General features: G+C 47.6%; 19 protein-coding genes and 3 tRNA genes. 7 read left to right on the forward strand and 15 right to left on the reverse strand.

What is annotated here, in order from left to right; genetic code table 11:
• Positions 1–218: 218 nt before the first annotated feature.
• The 5 genes from AWU77_RS09205 to prmB all read right to left on the reverse strand — a co-directional run bounded on the left by AWU77_RS09205 (position 219) and on the right by prmB (position 5,340).
• On the reverse strand, positions 219–1,124 hold the full coding sequence (locus tag AWU77_RS09205) for a 5'-nucleotidase (RefSeq protein WP_062062110.1): 906 nt from the start codon (positions 1,122–1,124) through the stop codon (positions 219–221).
• 22 nt (positions 1,125–1,146) lie between these two features.
• On the reverse strand, positions 1,147–1,923 hold the full coding sequence (locus tag AWU77_RS09210) for an amidohydrolase (protein ID WP_062062113.1): 777 nt from the start codon (positions 1,921–1,923) through the stop codon (positions 1,147–1,149).
• A complete protein-coding gene (locus AWU77_RS09215; RefSeq protein WP_062062117.1) occupies positions 1,916–3,100 on the reverse strand; it encodes an MFS transporter in 1,185 nt (394 codons plus the stop codon). Before AWU77_RS09215 ends, AWU77_RS09210 begins: the two co-directional genes overlap by 8 nt.
• 95 nt (positions 3,101–3,195) lie before the next feature.
• Positions 3,196–4,296: a chorismate synthase gene (aroC, locus tag AWU77_RS09220; RefSeq protein WP_062062120.1), complete on the reverse strand. Its 1,101-nt coding sequence runs from the start codon at positions 4,294–4,296 to the stop codon at positions 3,196–3,198.
• A 114-nt stretch (positions 4,297–4,410) separates the two neighbouring features.
• The gene (gene prmB, locus AWU77_RS09225; protein ID WP_062062124.1) at positions 4,411–5,340 is read right to left on the reverse strand and encodes a 50S ribosomal protein L3 N(5)-glutamine methyltransferase; all 930 of its coding nucleotides are present in this window, start codon (positions 5,338–5,340) and stop codon (positions 4,411–4,413) included.
• A gap of 144 nt (positions 5,341–5,484) precedes the next feature.
• On the opposite strand from prmB, the gene folE reads away from it, so the two are divergent.
• Entirely contained in the window at positions 5,485–6,024 is a 540-nt protein-coding gene (gene folE / locus AWU77_RS09230) for a GTP cyclohydrolase I FolE (protein WP_062062127.1), read from the forward strand.
• Positions 6,025–6,115: 91 nt separating this feature from the next.
• Here the strand turns inward: folE and AWU77_RS09235 are convergent, their stop codons facing one another.
• The 6 genes from AWU77_RS09235 to AWU77_RS09260 form a co-directional block, all read right to left on the reverse strand.
• The gene (locus AWU77_RS09235) at positions 6,116–7,024 is read right to left on the reverse strand and encodes a DUF4892 domain-containing protein (RefSeq protein WP_062062130.1); all 909 of its coding nucleotides are present in this window, start codon (positions 7,022–7,024) and stop codon (positions 6,116–6,118) included.
• 38 nt (positions 7,025–7,062) lie between these two features.
• Positions 7,063–7,935, reverse strand: coding sequence for an alpha/beta fold hydrolase (locus tag AWU77_RS09240; RefSeq protein ID WP_062062133.1), 873 nt, complete (start codon positions 7,933–7,935; stop codon positions 7,063–7,065).
• Between the two features lie 35 nt (positions 7,936–7,970).
• Entirely contained in the window at positions 7,971–8,438 is a 468-nt protein-coding gene (gene sixA / locus AWU77_RS09245) for a phosphohistidine phosphatase SixA (protein ID WP_062062136.1), read from the reverse strand.
• Positions 8,439–8,795 (reverse strand): DUF4389 domain-containing protein, encoded by a 357-nt coding sequence (locus AWU77_RS09250; RefSeq protein WP_062062138.1) that lies wholly within the window; start codon positions 8,793–8,795, stop codon positions 8,439–8,441.
• Positions 8,795–9,814, reverse strand: a complete 1,020-nt coding sequence (locus AWU77_RS09255) for an NAD(P)H-dependent glycerol-3-phosphate dehydrogenase (RefSeq protein ID WP_062062193.1) — start codon at positions 9,812–9,814, stop codon at positions 8,795–8,797. The genes AWU77_RS09250 and AWU77_RS09255 overlap by 1 nt, the downstream gene beginning before the upstream one ends.
• Before the next feature lie 508 nt (positions 9,815–10,322).
• On the reverse strand, positions 10,323–10,823 hold the full coding sequence (locus AWU77_RS09260) for a flavin reductase family protein (protein ID WP_062062141.1): 501 nt from the start codon (positions 10,821–10,823) through the stop codon (positions 10,323–10,325).
• A gap of 401 nt (positions 10,824–11,224) precedes the next feature.
• Between AWU77_RS09260 and AWU77_RS09265 the strand changes: the two genes are divergently transcribed.
• The 3 genes from AWU77_RS09265 to AWU77_RS09275 all read left to right on the forward strand — a co-directional run bounded on the left by AWU77_RS09265 (position 11,225) and on the right by AWU77_RS09275 (position 11,584).
• Positions 11,225–11,301 (forward strand) — tRNA-Pro (locus AWU77_RS09265).
• A 36-nt stretch (positions 11,302–11,337) separates the two neighbouring features.
• A tRNA-Arg gene (locus AWU77_RS09270) sits at positions 11,338–11,414 on the forward strand.
• Positions 11,415–11,508: 94 nt separating this feature from the next.
• Positions 11,509–11,584: transfer RNA gene (locus AWU77_RS09275), tRNA-His, on the forward strand.
• A 92-nt stretch (positions 11,585–11,676) separates the two neighbouring features.
• Here the strand turns inward: AWU77_RS09275 and AWU77_RS09280 are convergent.
• From AWU77_RS09280 to imuA, 4 genes are all read right to left on the reverse strand, one after another.
• Complete coding sequence (locus tag AWU77_RS09280) at positions 11,677–12,315, reverse strand: hypothetical protein (RefSeq protein WP_062062144.1); 639 nt, start codon at positions 12,313–12,315, stop codon at positions 11,677–11,679.
• A gap of 115 nt (positions 12,316–12,430) precedes the next feature.
• Complete coding sequence (locus tag AWU77_RS09285; RefSeq protein ID WP_062062147.1) at positions 12,431–15,529, reverse strand: error-prone DNA polymerase; 3,099 nt, start codon at positions 15,527–15,529, stop codon at positions 12,431–12,433.
• Positions 15,530–15,563: 34 nt separating this feature from the next.
• Positions 15,564–17,105, reverse strand: a complete 1,542-nt coding sequence (locus tag AWU77_RS09290; RefSeq protein ID WP_062062151.1) for a DNA polymerase Y family protein — start codon at positions 17,103–17,105, stop codon at positions 15,564–15,566.
• A gap of 11 nt (positions 17,106–17,116) precedes the next feature.
• On the reverse strand, positions 17,117–17,872 hold the full coding sequence (gene imuA / locus AWU77_RS09295; RefSeq protein ID WP_062062154.1) for a translesion DNA synthesis-associated protein ImuA: 756 nt from the start codon (positions 17,870–17,872) through the stop codon (positions 17,117–17,119).
• Positions 17,873–18,068: 196 nt separating this feature from the next.
• Here imuA and AWU77_RS09300 point away from each other — a divergent pair, with 196 nt between their 5' ends.
• Genes AWU77_RS09300 through AWU77_RS09310 form a run of 3 tightly spaced genes read left to right on the forward strand, consistent with a single transcriptional unit; the run spans position 18,069 to position 22,645 of the window.
• Complete coding sequence (locus AWU77_RS09300) at positions 18,069–18,728, forward strand: SOS response-associated peptidase (protein WP_084618232.1); 660 nt, start codon at positions 18,069–18,071, stop codon at positions 18,726–18,728.
• Complete coding sequence (locus tag AWU77_RS09305; protein ID WP_062062157.1) at positions 18,721–20,379, forward strand: VRR-NUC domain-containing protein; 1,659 nt, start codon at positions 18,721–18,723, stop codon at positions 20,377–20,379. The genes AWU77_RS09300 and AWU77_RS09305 overlap by 8 nt, the downstream gene beginning before the upstream one ends.
• Complete coding sequence (locus AWU77_RS09310; RefSeq protein ID WP_062062160.1) at positions 20,363–22,645, forward strand: ATP-dependent DNA helicase; 2,283 nt, start codon at positions 20,363–20,365, stop codon at positions 22,643–22,645. The genes AWU77_RS09305 and AWU77_RS09310 overlap by 17 nt, the downstream gene beginning before the upstream one ends.
• The last annotated feature ends 155 nt before the right edge of the window (positions 22,646–22,800 follow it).

The following is a 22,800-nucleotide window of genomic DNA, read 5'->3' on the forward strand; positions in this document are numbered from 1 at the left end:
CGAGCTCAGGGTTATAAAATGTAATTAATTTATTCATTCAAAGAATAGAACAACGTGCCGACCTGTGCCCAGCATTATGATTTGTGCTACAAGCCGACCTTGTTACAACTTTAGACTATATCCCGAAAATTCAAAGTTTTTGGCGAGGGAATATTACAAAAACAACAAAAACCAAGCGAATCACAGCCTATATTGGATATAAGTTGCCTGCCAGCCCCTCATGATTTAGGGCGATTAGCGATTCCATGAGGCACATGACCTGTAGCAACATGCTCACGAGCTGACTCGCAATGCATTGGCTGATCGTCAAAAAACACATCGGCCCCATAGGCTTTAAGGAAAGTGCCTTTTGAAAGCCCCCCCAAAAACAACGACTCATCAATCCGGATATTCCAGGCGCGCAACGTGCGTATCACCCGCTCATGAGCTGGAGCCGAACGCGCAGTCACTAATGCAGTACGAATCGGGCAGTTCTCACCGAACTCTGTTTGCAACAGATGCAGCGCTGCCAAAAAATGTTTAAATGGACCACCGCTCAGCGGTTGTTTAGCTGATGCCTTTTCACTTTGCGTAAAGGCCGAAAGCCCCTGTGATTTATAAATTTGCTCGGCTTCATCTGAAAAAATAACCGCATCGCCATCAAATGCAAAACGCAATTCCTCCTCATTATCGACCTGATTATTCGAGGCAATTAGTGTGGCCGCTGCCATGCCATGGTCAAGCGCCTGCCGAACATCATCCGGCTCTGTCGAGAGGAATAAATGGCAACCAAACGCCGAGGCATAACGATAAGGGGATGTGCCACCACAAAACGCGGCGCGGCTAATTTTTAAACCATAATGTTCAACTGAATTGAACACGCGCAAGCCGGTGTCCGCGCTATTGCGCGACAACAAAATTACTTCAACACGCGGCTCATCACCCAAACGTTCATTGAGGCGCAATAATTTTTTGACCAAGGGAAATGCATCACCCGGTGCGAGAATTTCGTCTTCATGGTCAATTTGATATTGCGCATAGGCCGCCAAGCCTTGATTAACATAGACCTGATGACTCTCATCCAAATTGAACAACGCACGGGATGAAATCGCTATGACAAGTTTATCGCCGAAACCATTAGGCATGATCAATACTCTCCATTACCACTCAAATTGAATGCTGCAATATAAACTCATCCGCATCCAAATAGGCGGGAAATTTTTCGCGATATTCGGTTAACTTTTCCGCATACAATTCTACCGTTATTAATTCGGCTTCCTGACTTGTAGCAATTAACTCCCCCGCTGGACCGTAAACGCTGGAATCACCGGCATAATGCTGCTCTGCTTCGTCCATGCCCACACGATTGACGCCAAGAATGTAGCTCAAATTTTCTATCGCGCGCGCTTGCAATAACCGATTCCAATGCAGGGCGCGTACACTCGGCCAGTTGGCAACATAAAGTGCAAGATCGTAATCGTTGCGATTGCGACTCCACACGGGGAAGCGCAGGTCATAACAAATTAATGGCAACACACGCCAACCATTAATCTCGACTAGCACCCGCTCTTTGCCCATCGCATAACGAGTATGTTCGCCCGCCATACGGAATAGATGACGCTTATCGTATTCGGTATAACTACCGTCGGGGCGCATCCACACTAAACGATTAAAATACTGCTCGCCATCCTTTACAACCAAGCTGCCCGTAACAACAGCGTCGTGTTTAGCTGCCTGTTGTTGCATCCACTGATAGGCGCGGCCGCCCTCAACTTCTGCATAATTGCGCGCGCCGGCGCAGAACCCGGTGGTGAAAACTTCGGGCAATACAATCAAGTCTGTTTTAGTAATTGCCGTCATCGATTGGGCAAACACATCGAGATTATGCTGTGGATCATTAGGCACTATAACTTGCTGCACCAGCGTAACAGTCAAATTATTCATGATGCGTTTCCCCTACTGAATGAACAGGATGCAACCAAACATAACAAAGTATAAATGCCAACAGCGCGGCCACAGCAGCCAGCACAAATGTAGTCACTGCACTATAGTCCCACAACAGCCCCCCAACTAATGCACCAGCTGCGCCGCCCGCGCCAAAACTAGCAGAACTATACAGCGCCTGAGCCTGCCCTTGATTTGTTCCTTTAAAATGCGTGCGAACCAACTCAATAGAAACCGCATGGGCGACACCAAAGCTACAAGCATGGAGCAATTGGGCAAACAACAATATGCTTAGCGATTCAGCCCCATAAGCAATTAACAGCCAGCGCCCACCGGTCACGAACAAACTGAACAACATTAAAAAACGCAAGGTGAAGTGACGCAACAATTTATGCATCACGATAAAAATGGCCACTTCTGCCACAACACCCAATGCCCATAACAAGCCTGTTGCTGTGCTGCTGTAGTCGTAGTTTTCCACAAGATAGAGAGTATAAAAAGTGTAGTAAGGACCGTGACTCAGTTGCAATAAAAAGCTGGCGGCCAAAAAGCACAGAATAGTTGGCTGCAAAACCAACGCTAAAAAATTCTGCCGTTGGCCATCGCTTTTTTTCGCACTCACATCTTTCAAACTGAGACTGGAAAGCCAAATTAGAATCAAAAAACTCAGAATAAAAAGTGGCAGAAAACGGATCGGCATTACATCAAACACCAAGCCCAAGCCTACTACGGCCGCGATAAAACCGATTGAACCCCATAAACGGATTTGACCGTAGCGGTGATAGTTATTGCCCAAGTAGCCCAGTGTGATTACTTCAAACTGCGGCAGCACTGCATGCCAAAAAAAGGTGTAACAACTCACCACCAATACCAGCCACCAATAGCGCTGATCGAGCAGAATTCCGGCAAAAATAATACTCGCTGCCAAACTCCCCAGGCGAATAATGCGCAGCCGCTGCTGTGTATGATCAGCCAACCAACCCCAAAAGTTTGGGGCAATAATACGGGTAGCCATAATGATGGCCGTGATAATGCCGACATCTTGCGATGAGTAGCCCAGCGATTTTAAATAAATGCCCCAATAAGGAATGAGCGTGCCGACTACAGCGAAATAAAAAAAATAAAATCCGGACAGGCGCCAATAGGGAATTGCTTGCTGCGCAAAAGAAAGGGACATATAAAAACAACTGAAGGAGTGAATTTCACATTAGGTTAATTACCCTTAGGCCAAACAACCCTAAAGATAACTAACCCAACACACCCTTAAAGAACTTATTTCACACTTGCAGGTATTACCGGTACAGAATGTTTAACCGCACCGTTTTGCGCGCGCTGACGCAACAAATGATCCATCAATACCAGCGCCAGCATAGCTTCAGCAATCGGCGTTGCACGAATACCAACACAAGGGTCGTGGCGACCTTTGGTGATCACTTCAACTGGATTGCCATGCACATCCACACTGCGGCCGGGAATATGCAAACTGGAAGTCGGTTTAAGCGCGAGGTTGGCAATAATATCCTGCCCGGAAGATATACCCCCTAAAATACCGCCCGCATTGTTTGACAAGAAACCTGCTGGCGTCATTTCATCGCGATGCTCACTGCCGCGCTGCGCAACACAATTAAAGCCCTCACCTATCTCAACACCTTTTACCGCATTGATACTCATTAATGCATGGGCAATTTCGGCATCGAGGCGATCAAAAATCGGCTCGCCCAAACCGGGCGGAACATTGGTGGCGACAACAGTAATTTTTGCACCGATTGAATCGCCTTCTTTATTAAGTGCCTGCATAAAAGCTTCCATTTCTGGAACTTTGCTCGCATCCGGGCAAAAGAATGGATTTTGATCAACCTGATCCCAATCGACAGTTTCAATTTTTATCGGCCCCAATTGCGACAAATAACCGCGCACTTCAATACCGTGAAAATCTTTCAAATATTTTTTTGCGATGGAGCCTGCAGCAACACGCATCGCCGTTTCACGCGCAGATGAACGGCCACCGCCGCGATAATCGCGCACACCGTATTTTTGCATGTAGGTGTAATCGGCATGGGCCGGACGGAATTGATCTTTGATATTGGAATAGTCTTTGGAGCGCTGATCGGTATTTTCGATCATCAAACCAATCGGTGTACCGGTTGTTTTACCTTCAAATACACCGGATAAAATCTTCACCGCATCATCTTCACGGCGCTGGGTGGTATAGCGGGATGTGCCTGGCTTACGGCGATCCAAATCGATTTGAATATCGGCTTCGGTCAATTCAAGACCGGGCGGGCAGCCATCTACAATTGCACCCAAGGCCACACCATGGCTTTCGCCGAAGGTGGTAACAGTAAATAATTTGCCGTACGTATTTCCAGACATTAGCTATTTCCTGATTTAAGGGATTTCCCAATAGATAAGAATCCAACAACAGATCGAAAAAAAAGTGCGCCAATTATACGTGACTTACCCCACTGGCGCATCGACATCCTCGCCTCAGAGTACGCCCGCCGCGCGCGCATTGCGCAAATCCTGAGCAGTAAGAACAAACACCCCATGGCCACCACGCTCAAACTCCACCCAGGTAAACGGCAGTGTTGGATATGCAGCTTCTAATGCAGGCCATGAGTTGCCAACCTCCACTACCAAGAGCCCATCTTCTGTTAAAAAATCAGCAGCTTCTTGCAACAAGCGCCGGGTAAAATCCAAACCGTCATCACCAGAGGATAAACCCAACTCAGGTTCTGCATGGAACTCATCGGGCAGACTGGCCATATCCTCTGCATCCACATAGGGCGGATTGGAGACGATCAAATCAAAACGCTGTCCGATCAGGCTTTCAAACAGGTCTGACTGGAGTGCAAAAACTCGCTCCGTCATGCCGTGTTGCTGGATATTTTCGTCGGCCACAGCCAACGCATCGTAAGAGATATCACTGAGTTGTACATAGGCATCGGGAAACGCATGGGCGCAAGCGATACCGATACAACCACTGCCAGTGCACAAATCCAATATGTGTTGCGGCTCGTTGATTAACCAGGGCGCAAACCGTTTTTCGATCAGCTCGGCAATGGGCGAGCGCGGCACCAACACACGCTCATCAACCACATAGGGCAAGCCCGCAAACCAAGCCTGACCGGTAATATAGGCAGCGGGGATACGCTCTTCGATGCGACGCTGAACATTGGCGACAACACGCTCACGCTCGCTGCGCATTAGGCGCGCATCCAACCATTCATCGCCCAGCGGCGGCGCTAGGTGAATGGCATGCAGCACCAACTGCTCAGCTTCGTCCCACGGGTTATCGGTGCCATGACCGTAAAAGAGTTTCGCGGCAATAAACTCACTGGCTGCCCAGCGTAATAAATCGCGAATAGTAAATAATTCTTCGCGCGCCTGATCAAAAACGGTAACAGATGTAGTCATGGATAACCTCGAGCTGGGCAGAGAGCGGACATTCTACCCAATAAATTGGTCAAATCAGGATTTATGTTTTCTAGAAGTTGGCCGAAAGCGGTAAACTGCCGTTTTGTGATGGGCAGAGCATTGCTGCCGCTAGAGGAGTTTCTAATGAGAGAACATTTTGCGAATATTATCGCGGGTATTGGTGAAGATTTAACCCGCCCCGGCCTGCTGGATACCCCTGATCGCGCAGCCAAGGCCTTTCAATTTTTAACTCGCGGCTACAACCAAACCCTTGAAGACGTGGTCAACGATGCGCTCTTTCCATCTGACTCAGATGAAATGATTATCGTAAAAGATATCGAACTCTATTCACTCTGCGAGCACCACTTGCTGCCGTTTATTGGCAAAGCGCATGTTGCTTATATCCCTACCGGAAAAGTGTTGGGATTATCGAAAGTTGCGCGCATTGTTGATATGTTTGCCCGCCGCCTACAAATTCAGGAACAGCTCACGGTGCAAATCGCGGAATGTATTCAGGAGATTACTGGCGCATCCGGTGTCGGTGTAATTATCGAAGCGAAACATATGTGCATGATGATGCGCGGCGTTGAAAAACAAAACTCGTCAATGAAAACCTCGGCCATGCGCGGCACCTTCCGTAGCAATCAAGCCACCCGCAATGAATTTTTATCGCTGCTGCGTTAGTCACTTTCACAAAGTTAATTTTCATTCAATAAAAAGGCGGCATCACCGGGTGATGCCGCCTTTTTTGTAAGAAAATTATACGCAATAAAAATTAATCACTTACCTTGACCACCTCCACTCGCGCACTTCTATCACCCCGTCCTGCTGGCGCAAGACTGCCAATACCATAAGCCGCGACACGTTTAGCAGCTATACCCTTTTCTTGCAGTGCTGCACTTAATTGTTCAGCATAACCCTGCGAATTTTTTTGCTGCTGTGCAAGTGGTACAGGTGCGTAATCATGTCCTACCAGTGCCACCTTCCAATCGGGCCGCTGCGTGAGCACATCAATTAAAGCCTGAATGTGGGCGGGCTTAATGTTGATGTTTGCATGGTTTTTTGTATCACCAGCAACAAAATCGGGAAATACGTAATAACCGCTGGCAAGTAGGGATTTGATAATCGATTCAGGGCTAGACGCTATTCCCAGCTCGATAACGCTATCAACATGCAGCACATCTAATTGTAGATACACACGTTTATTGCCACGTTGCACTGCGTAAAGCGCCACATAAAAAGGCGTTTCATCGGCGGTAGTCACTTCGTACGCGCCATATTGTTGGAATTGATCCAAACCATACAGCAATTGAATTTTGAAATGATTGTTGGCCCACGAGTTACTGGTGCCGCAATCGCGACCATTACAGTGATACAACTCGCGAAAATTAAAATTCTGCAACTGATCCAAATAAAAATCAAAACCATTACTGGCGCTGTGCCCTTCAGGTAACTCCAGGGTGTAGCGCGCAAGACGCCCACTTAAGCGCTGTTGTCGATCAACTCTCCAGCTGCCAGCAATTTTTTTGTAACTACCCAGTGCCAGCAAATATTCATCAGCATCTGCATTACTTTGAAAAATCACGCGGGCATTGTGATAATTTTGTATTGGCAAGTCGGCAGCAGCAAGTACACTTGCGCTAAGCAGCAAAACAAAACAACTGATCAAACGAACAAAAATCATAAACTCTCACTGCGTAATAATGGTGTTATTAACCAGAACTATAGGGCGAAGCGAGCAAAAAACATATTTAGCTTTTCTGCAATTACATCCACCTCTTGCTCCATATGCAAATGGTGCCCGCCGGATAAAACCTCATAATTCACATGGGAAAATTGCTCCACTTCCTGCAAGTAATTAACATAAAGTTTTGGTAAACCCTCTTCTGCCAGTAACAATTTTATTGGCGCACTGATGCGATTAATAAACGCATGTAGCTGCTCACGTGATAATTTAATCATTGAGGGCGCAAGCAAACGCGGATCAGTACTCCATGAAACCCCGCCTTCTTGTGCCACCACACCACGCTCAGTTAACGCCTTTGCAGCCGCATATCCAAGCGGAAACATGCCGCGTTCACGCGCTTTAATGGCAAGGTTAATATCAGGGTAAATAGACCGTATTTTTTGCTGCTGGACACGCAGCCCTTGAATGGCGCTCGCCAGCTGTTTGGGGGCATCTTCAGGGTGTGCAGGTTCCGGCAACAACCCCTCAACCAGCCCCAGCGCAACAATGCGCTCAGGAAATGCACCCGCTGCCAAGCTACCAACAATAGCACCACGCGAGTGCCCCAAAAGTGCAAAGCGATCCCACCCCAAGTAATCGGCAACGGCAAGAATATCGTTGATATCATCCCAAGGAGTGTAAGCCATTTGACCGGGGCGATGCTCACTCCTGCCATGACCAGCCATATCCAATGCAACTATATGTAAGTTTTTCAGACGAGGAGCTAGTGCAAAAAAACTGGCGGCATTATCCAGCCAACCATGCAAAGCAAGCACAGGCAGTTGCGGTGCGTCGCCCCACTCCTGCGCAGCGAAATTCATTCCATTAACATTGAAGCACAGCTCGCGCGGACTGGTTGATTGCGCCATAGACTTATCCAACACAACTCAAAGGTTGTTTTATTTTAGGCGTGATCCAGCCAAAGTAAATCACCCATATCTGCAGCGATGAGTTCTGCTCGAATTGCAGCGAGAGAACTTGTACCCATTGGATAATAATGCTCTGGCTTACTACACAACATATTGACCAGAGAGCCTACTAAGGGTTGATGACTAACAAGCAATATGGATTGACTGGATGATCGCGCATTGAGCTCACCCAACCATTTGATGAGAGCCTGTGGATTTGCTTCGGGCACTAATAATTCTGTTGTTTGAATCGCAATCCCAGAAAAGTAGCCCGCTGCAATAACCGCTGTTTGTTGTGCACGCACCAGAGGACTCGCCCAAATTTGCATTAAGGGGTTCATATCGGCAATGCGCGCCTGCACAACTCTAGCCGTGTCGCTACGGCCTTTATCGGTGAGTTGGCGAGCTTCATCCGTACTAATCTGCGCCTCTGCCTGACCATGACGAAGAATAAAAATAGTCATTTAATCAGCCGTTTTTTCGGGCGCATCAGGTAGATCTTTCGCTTGAGCCGGTGGCACCACCACATTTTCAACCACATCTGAATCCGCTGGCCAATCAGCAAAAGGAAAAGGTTTTTCTTCGCTGCTATAACACAAAAACTTTAATACATCATAAATATAAGTTGAGAGTGAATGACCAAAACGGCGCAGATGTTGATTGTCCTCACCGGTAATCAGTGAGAATACAAATTGCACTGCGACCAATATCCACATCACCAGACTAGCCAACTGCAACACCGCAGCAAACAGCAACATAAACACCAAACGCAACCAGTGTTTACTGGAAGTGATATTCGATTTCAATTGTTCGTTGTCCATCAATTTCCCCTTAAATATTCAACATCATCGGCTTGTTCGCCCACCATTAAACCACGCGCAACTTCCGCGATGGCTTTTTGCTGGAAAAGCACAGCATAAAGCCCAGAGACCAGCGGCATATACACTTGTAACTCATCTGCTTTTTGTTTTACCTGGCGCAGCGTATTTACACCTTCTGCCACCTGCCCCAACGAGGCCACAATTTCATCCAAAGGCTTACCCTGCCCTAACGCAAAACCAACACGGTAATTGCGGCTCAAATCTGACGTACAGGTGAGAATTAAATCGCCCACACCCGCCAAACCTAAAAACGTCATAGGGTTGGCTCCCATCATCTGCGCAAAACGTCCCATTTCAGCAAGGCTGCGAGTAAGCAGCATCGCCTGTGTATTATTACCAGCACCTAGCGCCGCTGCCATACCGCAAATAATTGCGTAGATATTTTTCAGAGCGCCGCCTAACTCTACACCATAGCGGTCATGATTGGCGTACACACGAAAAGTGGATGACTTCAAAGTTTCCTGCACACAACTGATAACAGTTTCGTATTCGCTGGCGATAACCGTGCCGGTCTGCTGTTGCTGCACAATCTCTTTCGCAAAATTGGGGCCGCTTAATACACCAATAGGATGCCCCGGCAACTCCTGCTCCAGAATCTGGCTCATCAGTGTGAACCCTTCTGGCTCTATGCCCTTGGCAGTACTAACCACCATGGTGTCGCTACCCAGCAAAGGCTTCATCTGCTGAGTGACCGCACGAAAGGAGTGACTTGGAATAGACACAAATACTAGATCGGCCCCGGTGACTGCTCGCTCCAGATCCGCAGTAATTACCAAGTGCTCATGCAACATATAGCCTGGAAGATAGCGAGCATTCTGGCGTGCAGCTTCACAGGCATCAGCCTGCTCTGGCGAGCGCATCCAAAGAAAAGTTTGATGATTGTTACAAGCGATGATATTGGCAATTGCCGTACCAAAACTACCACCACCAAGTACAGCAACCTTCAATCGTTTACTCATAAATAAATCCAGTGATTTGACCGAGAAAAAACCCACTGAAATTCGTCACCTGTTACGGAATAAAAGATACAAAACACACAAACTGTAACTTTTCTGCACAAAAACCTTCATCAAAATTTTGTCCACATTTTCTGTGGATAACTTGGTGGATAGTTTTTGGGAAACCGCCTCAAAGGCTTATAAAATCAGTACCAACAACAGATTGATTAAAAAACAATCAATTAAATAATTTCCTTATATTTCATAATGTTACATAAAAAAACAAGTTCAAAAGCACATTTTTTCGTGTTTTTGATCAAGCTATAAACGGCTTGACTAAATAAGCACAGGAGGTGTGCATAAAGAGTTAGTGATCATTAACCTTCAATAGCAGATAGACACGAAACCTTCATATTGCAAGGCAAATTTTTGCTAAATGTTTGCGTCATTTTGAATCACAGGATTTAACACGGAGTCGCGATTTTTCAATGCGCGCCAAGCTGCACCAATAGAATAAATAAAATTCAACCTATTGACGCGCAAATGCACCATAACTGCCATCTGCATAGAGCAATGGATCCACATCTGAACCATTGAGGATCACCTTATGAATCACCCCGATGATAATTTTATGGGTTCCGTAGGTAGTTACCTGATCGGTTTGGCAAACAAACACAGCTTGGGCATCAGCGAGAACCGGCAAACCAGTATCGTCCTCCTCCCAATGACCGACATCAAAACGATCTCGAGTGGGTTCACGCCCGGCACAAATATTAGAGACATCCTGATGAGAGGTAGAAAGGACATTCACGGCAAATTGACTGCCCAAAGTTGCCAAATGTCCCTGCTGAGAAACTAATTGATTAATACACACCAACAAGGATGCAGGAGAGTCAGAGACAGAGGTAACAGAAGAAACTGTCATAGCAAAACGTTGATTGCCAGGTAGCATCGTCGATAACACACATACACCAGAAGCCAATCGGCGCATTCCCAACTTCATCGAAACAGCTAAATTATTGTTTTGCATAAACTCTCCCAAACGATAGCTGCTTATTCTGACCAGCTGATGTCAGACACACAAGCCTCAACAAAGACTTAGGCACAAATGCAGCAGCAGATTCCGAAGATGTTCACATCTAAAGCATAGCGACAATAGACAATATCAGCCTGACATACCAATAACCGGTATATACGAATTGTTTTCTACGGAGCTAGCTACGGTGGAAAAATGTAGGTGGATATCTTTAGCACAAATATCTAAAGCATGAATTAGTGCTCCAGCAGCCAACTTGAACAGCACTTGTACAAGCTGACCAGAATTTAACTAAACGAGCTAAATATTTTATTTTGTTGTGTTTTTTTCGTTGACGATACTGCAACTCACCGTTAATATGCGCACCACTTGAAACGCAGTCAGTTTTAAGTCGTCGGAGTGTAGCGCAGCCCGGTAGCGCGTCTGTTTTGGGAGCAGAATGTCGGGGGTTCGAATCCCTCCACTCCGACCATTTTTTCATCGAACCTGCGAAGGTTTGATCCAGTATGTGCCCGTAGCTCAGCTGGATAGAGCACCCGCCTTCTAAGCGGGTGGTCGCAGGTTCGAATCCTGCCGGGTGCGCCATTTGGGCAATTACTAACTCGCCCGCTCCTCACTTGATAATTTTCTACTGGGATCCAATCCCACACATATGGATGTGTTGTTTGTTCTCGCTACGGTGGCTGTAGCTCAGTTGGTAGAGCCCTGGATTGTGATTCCAGTGGTCGTGGGTTCGAGCCCCATCAGCCACCCCAATCCCTTCTGCAAAAATTCTCTCTTTTAAAACAAACAAAACTTGTAAGCATTTAGCAAAACCTCTAGCCGTAAACACAACTTTATTCTTAACCTAGTCGCCTCCGCCGCCACAACCTCCTCCATCACTCCCACAACCACCGCTTGAACCACTACACCCACCGCCACAACCAATGTGACTCGCACAATAGCCGCCACCAGAATCCTCACCTTTTTTCTCGCAATCCAACGAGTAACGAAAACCATCAGCAATAGACAGTAGCGAATCCAGCACAAAAATCAGTGGCAATCGTGTGGGATTTTGGGGATTGATATGCTCCAGTGTGCACGCCAATCGCCACGCACGCTTGATGCCATCCTGCGCACGCGTTCTATTCCTCATGGCTTCTGCAGGTACATGATCCAAATAACGCCCGAAAGCGCTTCTGCAAAATTCGCGATAGGCCTTGGTATTCAAAATGAATTCATGCCAATAATCGTCAACGACTTGTGATGGCATGGCCACCATGCGCTTGTTGGCATTAAGACACATTAAAAAATATTGCCGCATCCCTTTTTGCACAACTGATAATTGAGCCGGATTAAGATGCGGGTGCTTTTGCCCAAGCTTTTCTTGTATGTAGCGTGGAAATTGGTAGGCGGTTATGTAAGCAGTACGCTTGTGACTTTTAGCACCTAATAAAAAAATAGATACCGTGAACAGCAACACCATCCCGAGAATTAAATAAATCATTCCGCCCCCTAGCTAAATAGTTAGGGGGCCAATCTGCCAAATGCGGGGAAGACAAGCAAGGTTAATCAATGCCCTCGCATGACAAACACTTGTCTTAATAGACTATTGTCCACAATTACTTAAAGCTTCTCGCCTTTACCGATAGGCCGCGCAACACATTGCTGTAGTCATGTAACTGCCCAGCAATAACATGCACCACTGGTGCTGCCACATGCTCAGTTGCAATTTCTACTGTTCCTTTGATCAATAATAATTTTGAGGTGAGCAATACCTTGCGGTAGGTTTCCTGGGTTCCCCTCCACACAATGACATTGATATTGCCTGTCTCATCTTCCAGTGTCAGAAACAATGTCCCGTTGGCAGTGCCAGGGCGCTGATGACCAGTAACCAAACCTGCAACACGCACAAAACCTTTGTGTCGCAAATTAACAAGCTGCGCGTAAGGTGTGCATTTATCAAAAGGTGGTTGATTGCGCAAAAGTGCCATTGGGTGTTCGCGCAGTGTTAGACCAAGTGTACGGTAGTCATCCAGAATATCTTTTTCTTGCGTAGGAGCTTCGGTCAACAGATCGTCAACAACAGAGCGGCTGCTTTTATCAAGCAATTCTGAATAGGGTTGAATTGCCGCTGCGCGCCAACGAGCTTGATGGCGATTTCCACTTAAGGTTTTGAGCGCATCAGCCGATGCCAGTAGCTGTAAATCATTAGCGGTTAATTCTGTTCGCTGCGCCACATCGTCGAGCGATGTAAATTCGTTATTGCCACGCCAATGCTCTATTTGCTGTGCACTATCGGCATCAAGAGACTTCACCTCGCGAAAACCTAAACGAATTCCCCAGTGTTGCTGCCCGTCTAACTCCAGAGCATTTTCATAATCACTGTTATTGATATCCACCGGCATAATCTGCACATGATGACGGCGCGCATCCTGAATTAGTTGTGACGGCGAATAAAAACCCATGGGCTGACTATTTAGCAATGCACAATAAAATGCTGCAGGATGATGACATTTAAGCCAGGAGGAGGCGTAACACAAAAGCGCAAAACTGGCGGAGTGGGATTCTGGAAATCCATAGCCGCCAAAACCTTTTACTTGCTCAAATAAGCGGTGAGCGAATTCCGCGCTGTAGCCGTTATTTAATAAGCCCTGAATAAATTTTTGTTCGAATAATAATAATTTGCTGTTCTTGCCCCAGCTCGTCATAGCCCTTCGCAATTGATCGGCCTCGCCACCCGAGAAGCCAGCAGCCACCATCGAAAGGCGCATGACTTGCTCCTGAAAAATAGGCACACCCAGCGTAGGTTCCAATACCGCTTTTATCGCTTCACTCGGATAAGTAACTTGCTCCTCACCACTGCGACGGCGCAAAAAGGGATGCACCATGTCACCCTGAATCGGACCGGGGCGCACTATTGCAATCTCGATCACCAAATCATAAAAACAGCGCGGCTGTAATCGCGGCAGCATTGCCATTTGCGCACGTGATTCGATTTGAAATACACCGAGACTATCGCCGCTACACAACATATCGTAGGTCGCGGAATCTTCTCGTGGAATATCAGCAAGCGAGTTAATACCTGGATTATAGGTGTGAATATAATCGAGCATCTTCCGTAAAGCCGTCAGCATTCCCAGCGCAAGTACATCCACTTTTAATAAACGCATGGATTCCAAATCTTCTTTATCCCACTGAATGAGTGTGCGATCTGGCATGCTGGCATTTTCAACGGGAACCAGGTCACTCACCTTGTTTTGCGATATAACAAAACCACCGACGTGTTGCGACAAATGCCGTGGAAAACCTAAAATCTGTTCAACTAATTTAAAAAATAATTGCAAGGTTTTTTGTTGTGTTTGCAGACCGGCGAATGCAACTCGCGCGGGCAGATCAGTTGACCTATCCCACCAGGCAATATTTTTTGCAAGATGATCAACCAACGAGGCATCCATTCCCAATGCTTTACCTACATCGCGCACAGCACTGCGCGAACGATAGGTAATAACTGTAGCGGCTATAGCAGCGCGCTCGCGTCCGTATTTTTCATAAATATACTGAATCACTTCCTCGCGCCGTTGATGTTCAAAATCGATATCGATATCCGGTGGCTCATCCCGCTCTTTGGAGATAAAACGCTCGAACAGCACATTGATCTGGCCAGGTGCAATTTCAGTGACAAACAGGCAATAACACACCACAGAATTTGCCGCCGAACCGCGCCCCTGACAAAGGATCTGTTTGGAGCGTGCATATCGCACCAGATCATATACGGTGAGAAAGTAATATTCGTAGCGCACCTCTTCAATCAGAAGCAGCTCTTTCTCCAATAACTCTTCGACAAATGCGGGCACTCCCTCTGGCCAACGCTGCTGCTTGCCTTCATTGACCAAGGTGCGAAGATGTTGAATAGGCGTAGAATTTTCGGGCACCAACTCCAAAGGATATTGATATTGCAATTCACTGAGTGAGAAATGACACAAGTCAGAAATTTCAGTGGTTTGCTCAAGCAATACATCCGGGTAGAGCTGCATTAAATGATCGACGGATTTCAAATAGGCTTCTGCATTGGGTTCTAACAAGGTGCCCAATTCATGAACAGGAATGGAGTGGCGAATGGCGGTCAGAATATCTTGTAAAGGCTTACGCTCGCGCACATGCATGAGCGCTTGCGGGCAGGCAACCAAAGGGATATTTTTTTTACGGCTCAGTTCCAACCATATTGAAAATTGTTCTTGCTCTCCCCCGCTCCATTGATGATCAATACCAATCCACAAGCGCTCCCGGAATGCTTTGGATAATTGATCTATAACAGCGTCAGGTGCAACACCACCGGCTTCCAAATAGCCAAGCCAAATAATGAGGCAATGCTGCAAGCGAAATCGCAAATCCTCAAAATGCGCTTCATATTCACCTTTAGGTGAGCGCCGCCGGGCCAGCGTGATAAAGCCGGAAAGTTCCGCGTAAGCCATGCGGCTGGGTGCAATAGCAATAAGCTGCATGCCATTGGTGAGTTTAAAGCGGCTGCCGACGATTAATTTAAAATCTAACTCTTCCGCAGCGACAAACGCTTTGACTATACCGGCAAGGGAACACTCATCGGTTATGGCGATTGCCTCATAACCCAATTCGGCGGCCTGATAAACCATTTCCGGCGGGTGTGATGCGCCCGTCAAAAAAGTGAAGTTTGTGGTGGTGAATAGCTGGGCGTAACGCATGGAACTTTCTCTTTTTTGCTTTTAGCTTTTTCAATCAGGAAAAAATGCCCTGCACAAACCATTGTTGTTTGTGCAAATCCCAAAATAACCACAGCCGCTGTTGATCTTGCCGCAACCCAATAAAATAATCCCGCGCACTTGGCTCGCGCCACCAATTGCCCTGGATACGCTCCGGGCCTGCAATCAACGTAATTCTGCCGCGCCAATAAAGGCCCTGCCTGCGCACTTCAATGATTACAGGCTCATCCAATAACCACGCTGGGCGTTGCGCACGCTGGTGAATATCCGGCAGAGCCTGTTGGCAGGTTTGCGTTAGTGAAATTTTTTGATTGGTGTCACGGGGCAAATATCCATCCTGATAACTGAGCTTGTAGACAGAAGCATCACCCAAACGCGCCTTTAATTTTGCTGCCGTGATTGAAAAACTCTGGCGATTGATTTTTCGCCCCGGCTCAAAATCGAGCGCATGAGTGCGGCCTTGCAGAGGCAGAGAGTCACGACAAGAAAGTGTCAGGGTATCGACCTCAAAAGGCAGATCGCGGTTTTCCAATTGAATCAATGAAAGATCAAATAGCAATTGCCATTGGCTCTGCGGTGAGTCCGCATAAATTTGCAATGTGTTTTGATTGCGATAAATATCCGAGAGCGCCCACTCAATGTGTTGTGTTTGTAATTGCCGACTCTGTAAATACCCGGCCAATTGCTGTAGCAGCGATTCCATGGGCTGCTGTAATTGATCAATTTGATGCAGCGGATAATCAAATTGCAATTGCCCGGTAAAAAACTCCTTGGGTTTGAAATGGGTTACCGGTTTTTCAAACAGCGAACGCTGCTGAAAATCCTGATCAATACCAAACAGGTCACACAGGTAGTCAGCAAACGTCTGGCCAAACCGTTTTTTAAAACTGCTGATACTCTGAACTTCAATGTGCCGGGCTATATCACCCAAGGTCACAAAGCCGGTTTTTTCCAAGGCATCCACTTGCTTGGGAAAATCATGCAGGAAATCAATCGGCAACCGCTTTAAGCGTTCGATAAAATCCGCTCTGTCACTCGTGTCGTCGATGGGATAATGCACAAACGACAGCAGCCAGGCAGCGGCTTGGGAATGCGCCAATCCCATCGCAAGAGTCATCTTTCGTTGCGTAAAAAGTTGGGTAAAAAATTGCTCGATTTTATTGCTGAGCGCTTGCGCGCCGCCGAACAATCGCAAACAACTTGCAATTTCCAACAGCAAACCAGACTGCGGCTCATGTTTACTGCAGTAGGTTTCTATGTAGGGGCTGAATTGATACATACTCTCTGCTAACTGTGCGAGACACATCTGTTCTTTGTTGTTATCGCGTTCATGCAATACACAACCTGTCAGCAGCTGGGCAGTGGTAGGGTTCATATCAAGCTGAAGACCTGCCACTGCAGCGGCAGAATTCATCCAATACAATCCGCGCTTGTCATTCACCACCAATGGCTCAGGCGAATCTATAGCCAGATTCAGCGCGTGAGCCGGTAAATCCGGTAGACGCAATGCCAACCACAACCGCCGTGCAGCTTGGGGAGATGAGGTAGATTTGGTCACAAACCACCACCTCAACGACGACCGCGTCGCCCGCCATGAATTGGCGTGACACTCGCAATTCTGGGTTTGCTTTTGCCCTGCTGATCCAATTGCTGATGCGGCAACAACCCCTTCCACGCAGCGGGAAGCGGTAAATCAATTGCACCTTTGTCAGCAACCAATTCTCCTTTTTGTTTAAAGATGCTGACTGACAACTGCTCCAACTGCCACTGAAGGCTCAGGCGCACCACCGCCGGTGAACTTTGATCGCGAACAGCATCTGGCCGAAAGAGCACATAAATACCCTGCCCCTCGGTTGCGGCGAGCGCGCATTTGCGCAGCTCGGTATAACTCAGCGCCTGGTGGGGCTGCCAGGCCATCACCGCATCGCAGGCATCTGAACGCGCAAGCTCGATAAAGCTGGAGAGAAAGTCCGCCTTGTCTTTCGCCTCCACTATTAACAATCGCTCAAGATCCATTCCCGCCTTGAGCAACGCCTGGGCAAAGGGGTTCGCCGGTGGATTAAGCAGTACCACCAAACCCCGCTGGTTAGCCAGGAGTGCAGGCATTAGCAGTTGCCACTCGGCATGGCTGGTTGCACGCTGGCACACCTCAATCAAACTTGCCACTGGCCAACCACCACCCACCAGCCTGTCATTGAGCTGGGCGTATCCACTATTCACCACCAACCGCAAGGGGGTCTGATGCGACTGCCCGCGCCAAATATCGCCCCGGCAAAGCAATTGCTCCAGGCTTGTCGCATTGGGATCGGTGGGAATCAGTTTCATGACGGATAATTGCTCACATACTGTTTATGCGTACAGTATACTTGCAACAACCAATAAGACGTCAAGCAAATGCATTAGACGAATTTGCGCTAATGCATCGCTCACGCGCTGCCAAATGCTTTCAATCCAGAGCAGTTGTAGTAAGTTACCCCCGCCACAACACAACAGCACAATAGATCATCGCGTGGAGTTCATTATGTGCGGACGCCTTTTTATTAAGCCCGTTACCGAGCTGGAAAAACTGCTTGAAATGCTTGGCATACTCGGCGTTACCCTGCCACTACTCAATAATGTCGCACCTACCGAAGCCATTCCCATCATTCACCACACGACCACGGGGCTCAGAGTCAGCCAGGTGCGCTGGTGGCTACATCCCCACTGGAGCAAAGAAGAACCCAATCAAAAATTTGCGATGTTTAATGCACGTATTGAAACTATTCTCAGCGCGCCCTCCTTTCGTGGGCCGGTTCAACATCGTCGCTGCATAGTGCCTGCTGCAGGGTTCATCGAATGGCAGCGCGACGGAAAAAACAAACAACCCTATTACATAGACGCGGGCGATCAACCACTACTGCTCGCCGCCGTGTGGGATATTTGGCAAGAACAACTCATGAGCTGCGCAATTATCACCCAAGCGGCAGATGCAGCCTTTGCCCCGATACACGACCGGATGCCGCTATCGCTGACAGCAGCGCAAGCACGACAATGGTTAGACCCGCAGCAAGATCACAGAGCTCTAATCGAAAATTTAGCAGGCACCAGTCTGTTGCTGCGCGCACGACCAGTTGCAAGCGCTGTGAACAATGCGCGCAACAAAGACGATGTCGTATTTTTAGATGCATTAGCGAATGAATAATTTAGCCCCCGATCTCGCGCCGGATTACTACCTCAAAAACTTTCGCTTTTTATTGGATTGGGTAGATGAGCGCTATGCTGATTTGCTCAATGTTGATGAGCAACATTTTATCCAACAATTTAATCAGCTTGACCATGATGCACAGTGCTTGTTGGTAAGGTTATCCAGCCGTAAAGGCCCGTTATTTCGGCGCGATAAATTAGACTACAGCGAGATTGCATCGCTTGATCTGGCTGCACAACAACTACTTGACGCAAAGCTGCTACAAACAGAAACCCCCATTGCACTGGATGTGCTGTGTAACAGCCTGACCAAACCGGAATTACTGTTGCTGTTTGGCGAGCAGCTGGCGGGTTTAAAACAAGCGCGCAAAGATGTGCTTATACAGACTATTGCCAGCCACTTTACTGAACCGCGCCGCTGGCAGGATTGGACCCACAATCAATTTGGCACTGCCTGGTATTTGGATAACCAGCGCATTATCCGCACCTTGTTGTTGTTATTTTTTGGCAACGCCTATCAAGATCTGACTGAATTTGTACTGCAGGATTTAGGTGTATTTCGCTACGAAAATTACATTATCGACCAGCAGTATCGCATCTTCAAAAGCCGCACTGAGTTGGATCAATATCAACATCTGGTGCAATTGCGCGAGCAACTTGATATAGCACCGCACAGCGAAAGCCTGATCGCACTTGCTGCACAAATACCCGCGCACTGCGACAGTGAAAAATTGCAGCGGCGACGCGCCAAATTGTGCAATCAACTGGCCTACGCATTGGAACGCAACAATGAATATACGCTCGCCTTGCAACTTTACGAGCAAAGTCATTTACCGCCGGCACGGGAACGGCGAATTCGCTTATTGGAAAAACAAGAAAAATACACCCATGCCTGGACGCTATTAACCCAATTACTTGAGCAACCATTGGATGAGCAGGAGCTACAAGTAGCGCAGCGCATGGCTCCGCGTCTGGCCAAAAAAATCAGCCTCAAGATGACAAAACCTGCGCCCGCAAGTATTCGCATGCAGCAGCTGCAATTGCCGAAACTCATCGATGAACAAGGGAGCGCGATACGTGTTGAAGAAATTGTACGCCGCTCGCTCGATAGCGACAGCGCGCCCTGCCTCTATGCCGAAAATGCATTATTCAGCGGATTATTTGGTTTGTGGCTGTGGCCGGAAATGTTTCGCAGTACTGAGGGGGCTTTTGCCAATCCATTTCAGGCCGCGCCATTGGATATGTATCAAGAAGATTTTGTTATTAAGCGCCCAGGTATAAATGCGCTCTGGGCAACACTGGAAAGCGATGAATATTGCCATCACATTCGCCAGATTTGGAAAGAAAAACACGGCATCGCCAATCATTTTGTTAATTGGTCGTTTATCACCAGCGATTTACTCGATATAGCGCTGCATTCAATTCCGGCACATCATCTATCGCTGATTTTTAAGCGCTTCCTGTTTGATATAAAAAATAACCGCAGTGGCCTGCCGGATCTTATCCAGTTTTATCCCGCGCAAAAATCCTATCGCATGATCGAGGTAAAAGGCCCGGGGGATCGCATTCAAGACAATCAACAACGCTGGCTGGATTACTTCGCTGCACAGGGTATTCCGGCCGAGGTCTGTTATGTCAGTTGGCAGTAAACCCAAAACGGTTGCGATACGGACGCTAGTGGAATTTGCTGCAAAACGCGGCAGCCTTGACCGGCGTTTTACGCCAGCACCGAGCGGGCAAGAAGGTATCGAAGGCCACAAAAAAGTGACCGGAAAACGCCACAGCGTTTATCAAACAGAAGTCAGTTTGAGCCTTACCTATGGCGACATTACCTTTCGCGGTCGCGCCGATGGATACGACCCCAACCGCCACTGCATAGAAGAAATAAAAACCTTTTATGGCGATGTTGAGCGCATTCCCGATAATCACCGCGAGCTGCATTGGGCACAGGCGAAGTGTTATGGCTGGCTTTATTGCGCACAACACGGTTGCGACGAAATCAATTTAGCGCTGATTTATTTTGAGCTGGCAGATGAACAGGAATACCCATTGGAGGAAACCTGGGCAGCAACCGAACTCAAAGATTATTTTGAACAACTGGCAGAACAGTATTGCGCGTGGCACAAGCAACTAATGCAGCGCCAACACCAACTCTATACATGGTTGGAACAGTTGCAATTTCCCTACGGCAATATGCACGCCGCGCAGCGACTAATGGCAGAAGCCGTATACAAAGCGGCCGCGACCGGTCGTGTCGTCATGGCAGAGGCACCCACCGGCACCGGAAAAACACTTGCTGCACTTTTTCCAACACTTAAAGCCATGCCGCGCACGCCCGTGGATAAAATTTTTTATCTCACCGCCAAAACCACGGGTAAACAATTAGCGTTGGAAAATATTGCCTTGATCGCCAGCGATAAAAGCCAGACAGTGCCGCTGCGCACGCTGGAATTAACCGCGCAAGAAAAATCCTGCCTGGAACCCGATAAAAAATGTCGCGGGGACTCCTGCCCCTACGCGCTGGATTTCTACACCAAATTACAAGCGGCGCGCCAAGCTGCTTTGGCTGTTCCAATTTTAGACAAACACGCACTGCAACAACTTGCGCAAGAATTTACCATCTGTCCGTTTTATTTGGGAATGGAAATGGCGCGCTGGGTCGATATAGTTGTCGCCGATGTGAATTATTATTTCGATGGCACACCACTGCTGCTGGCACTCACCAATGAGTTTGATTGGAAGCCCAGTCTATTGGTCGATGAAAGCCACAACCTTATCGATCGCGGCCGGGGTATGTATACCGCTGAACTACATCGCGCCGATTTACTTATCGCCAAAAAATCTGCGCCCGCCGCCGTTAAAAAGCTGTTGGATAAAATCAACAAAGCATGGTTGTCGTTACTCAAAACAATTCCCGCCACACCCGATAACTATATAAGGCTGGAAGTATTGCCAGAAAAACTGGGCATGGCGTTAGAGGATTTCTGCACTCGTTATATTGAGTTTTTGCAACAAAACCCGGATCACCCGATACAAGAAAGCCTGACGCAAGAGTTTTTCTATGCCGCGTTAAATTACCAGCGCATTGTGGATATTTTTGATCAGGATTTTTGTGTCGATCTACACGGTCTGGGCAGCAAAGAAGAAATACTCACTCTACGCAATTTAATTCCCGCCCATCAATTAGCCGCAAGGCTCAGCTTCGCCCACTGCGCCTGTTTCTTTTCAGCCACATTGCACCCAAACGAATACTACCAAACCTTGCTCGGCCTGCCCGACAACACGGTGCAAGTAAAAGTCCCATCGCCATTTAACAGCAATCAACTGGAAGTGAAAATCGCCACCGGCTTATCAACCCGCTACAAAGACCGCGCCACCGCGATTCGCCCGCTGAGCGAGATTATCCTTCAACAATTACATGAAACACCCGGCAATGCCTTGGCCTTTTTTTCCAGTTATGATTTTTTACAGCAAGCAGAAAAAGAACTACGCAAACAGCTGCTTCTCTCAAATATTCAACTCGTGGTTCAGTCGCGGCGCATGAGCGAACAAGACCGGGAGCTTTTTATCACCCAATTCAATCAGCAAAATAATTTATTAGGTTTAGCCGTATTAGGCGGCGCATTTAGCGAAGGAATAGATCTGGCAGGTGACTCACTAAAAGGCGTCTTCATCGCCACCCTCGGCCTGCCCCAAATCAATCCCATTAATGAACACCTACGTACGGTGATGCAAGATCAATTCGGCCAAGGATACGACTTCACCTACACCTACCCAGGCATTCAAAAAGTCATCCAAGCCGCCGGAAGAGTGATTCGCACAACCACAGATGAAGGATATGTATGGCTGCTAGATGAACGCTACCACCAACCCAACATTCAAAAACTATTGCCGGATTGGTGGTTTGGGGAATGAACGGAAAACACAAACTCAAAGTAGAATCACTTTGGGTTTGTAAATGATAGGGTCAGCATTCGGTAGAGTCGAAGACTGGCGCGCCGAGTTTAGGTAGTGGCTTCCTACTCCTGCTCTTTCGATTAATGCAGGTGACACTCCTTCTACCTTGCTCA

This window comes from Cellvibrio sp. OA-2007 (genome assembly GCF_000953825.1).
In the GTDB taxonomy this organism is placed as follows: Bacteria; Pseudomonadota; Gammaproteobacteria; order Pseudomonadales; family Cellvibrionaceae; genus Cellvibrio.

Coding starts and splice junctions, on each gene's coding strand:
- AWU77_RS09205 (WP_062062110.1), bottom strand. CDS start 1,124: ATGCCTAATGGTTTCGGCGATAAACTTGTCATAGCGATTTCATCCCGT.
- AWU77_RS09210 (WP_062062113.1), bottom strand. CDS start 1,923: ATGAATAATTTGACTGTTACGCTGGTGCAGCAAGTTATAGTGCCTAAT.
- AWU77_RS09215 (WP_062062117.1), bottom strand. CDS start 3,100: ATGTCCCTTTCTTTTGCGCAGCAAGCAATTCCCTATTGGCGCCTGTCC.
- aroC (WP_062062120.1), bottom strand. CDS start 4,296: ATGTCTGGAAATACGTACGGCAAATTATTTACTGTTACCACCTTCGGC.
- prmB (WP_062062124.1), bottom strand. CDS start 5,340: ATGACTACATCTGTTACCGTTTTTGATCAGGCGCGCGAAGAATTATTT.
- folE (WP_062062127.1), top strand. CDS start 5,485: ATGAGAGAACATTTTGCGAATATTATCGCGGGTATTGGTGAAGATTTA.
- AWU77_RS09235 (WP_062062130.1), bottom strand. CDS start 7,024: ATGATTTTTGTTCGTTTGATCAGTTGTTTTGTTTTGCTGCTTAGCGCA.
- AWU77_RS09240 (WP_062062133.1), bottom strand. CDS start 7,935: ATGGCGCAATCAACCAGTCCGCGCGAGCTGTGCTTCAATGTTAATGGA.
- sixA (WP_062062136.1), bottom strand. CDS start 8,438: ATGACTATTTTTATTCTTCGTCATGGTCAGGCAGAGGCGCAGATTAGT.
- AWU77_RS09250 (WP_062062138.1), bottom strand. CDS start 8,795: ATGGACAACGAACAATTGAAATCGAATATCACTTCCAGTAAACACTGG.
- AWU77_RS09255 (WP_062062193.1), bottom strand. CDS start 9,814: ATGAGTAAACGATTGAAGGTTGCTGTACTTGGTGGTGGTAGTTTTGGT.
- AWU77_RS09260 (WP_062062141.1), bottom strand. CDS start 10,823: ATGCAAAACAATAATTTAGCTGTTTCGATGAAGTTGGGAATGCGCCGA.
- AWU77_RS09280 (WP_062062144.1), bottom strand. CDS start 12,315: ATGATTTATTTAATTCTCGGGATGGTGTTGCTGTTCACGGTATCTATT.
- AWU77_RS09285 (WP_062062147.1), bottom strand. CDS start 15,529: ATGCGTTACGCCCAGCTATTCACCACCACAAACTTCACTTTTTTGACG.
- imuA (WP_062062154.1), bottom strand. CDS start 17,872: ATGAAACTGATTCCCACCGATCCCAATGCGACAAGCCTGGAGCAATTG.
- AWU77_RS09300 (WP_084618232.1), top strand. CDS start 18,069: ATGTGCGGACGCCTTTTTATTAAGCCCGTTACCGAGCTGGAAAAACTG.
- AWU77_RS09305 (WP_062062157.1), top strand. CDS start 18,721: ATGAATAATTTAGCCCCCGATCTCGCGCCGGATTACTACCTCAAAAAC.
- AWU77_RS09310 (WP_062062160.1), top strand. CDS start 20,363: ATGTCAGTTGGCAGTAAACCCAAAACGGTTGCGATACGGACGCTAGTG.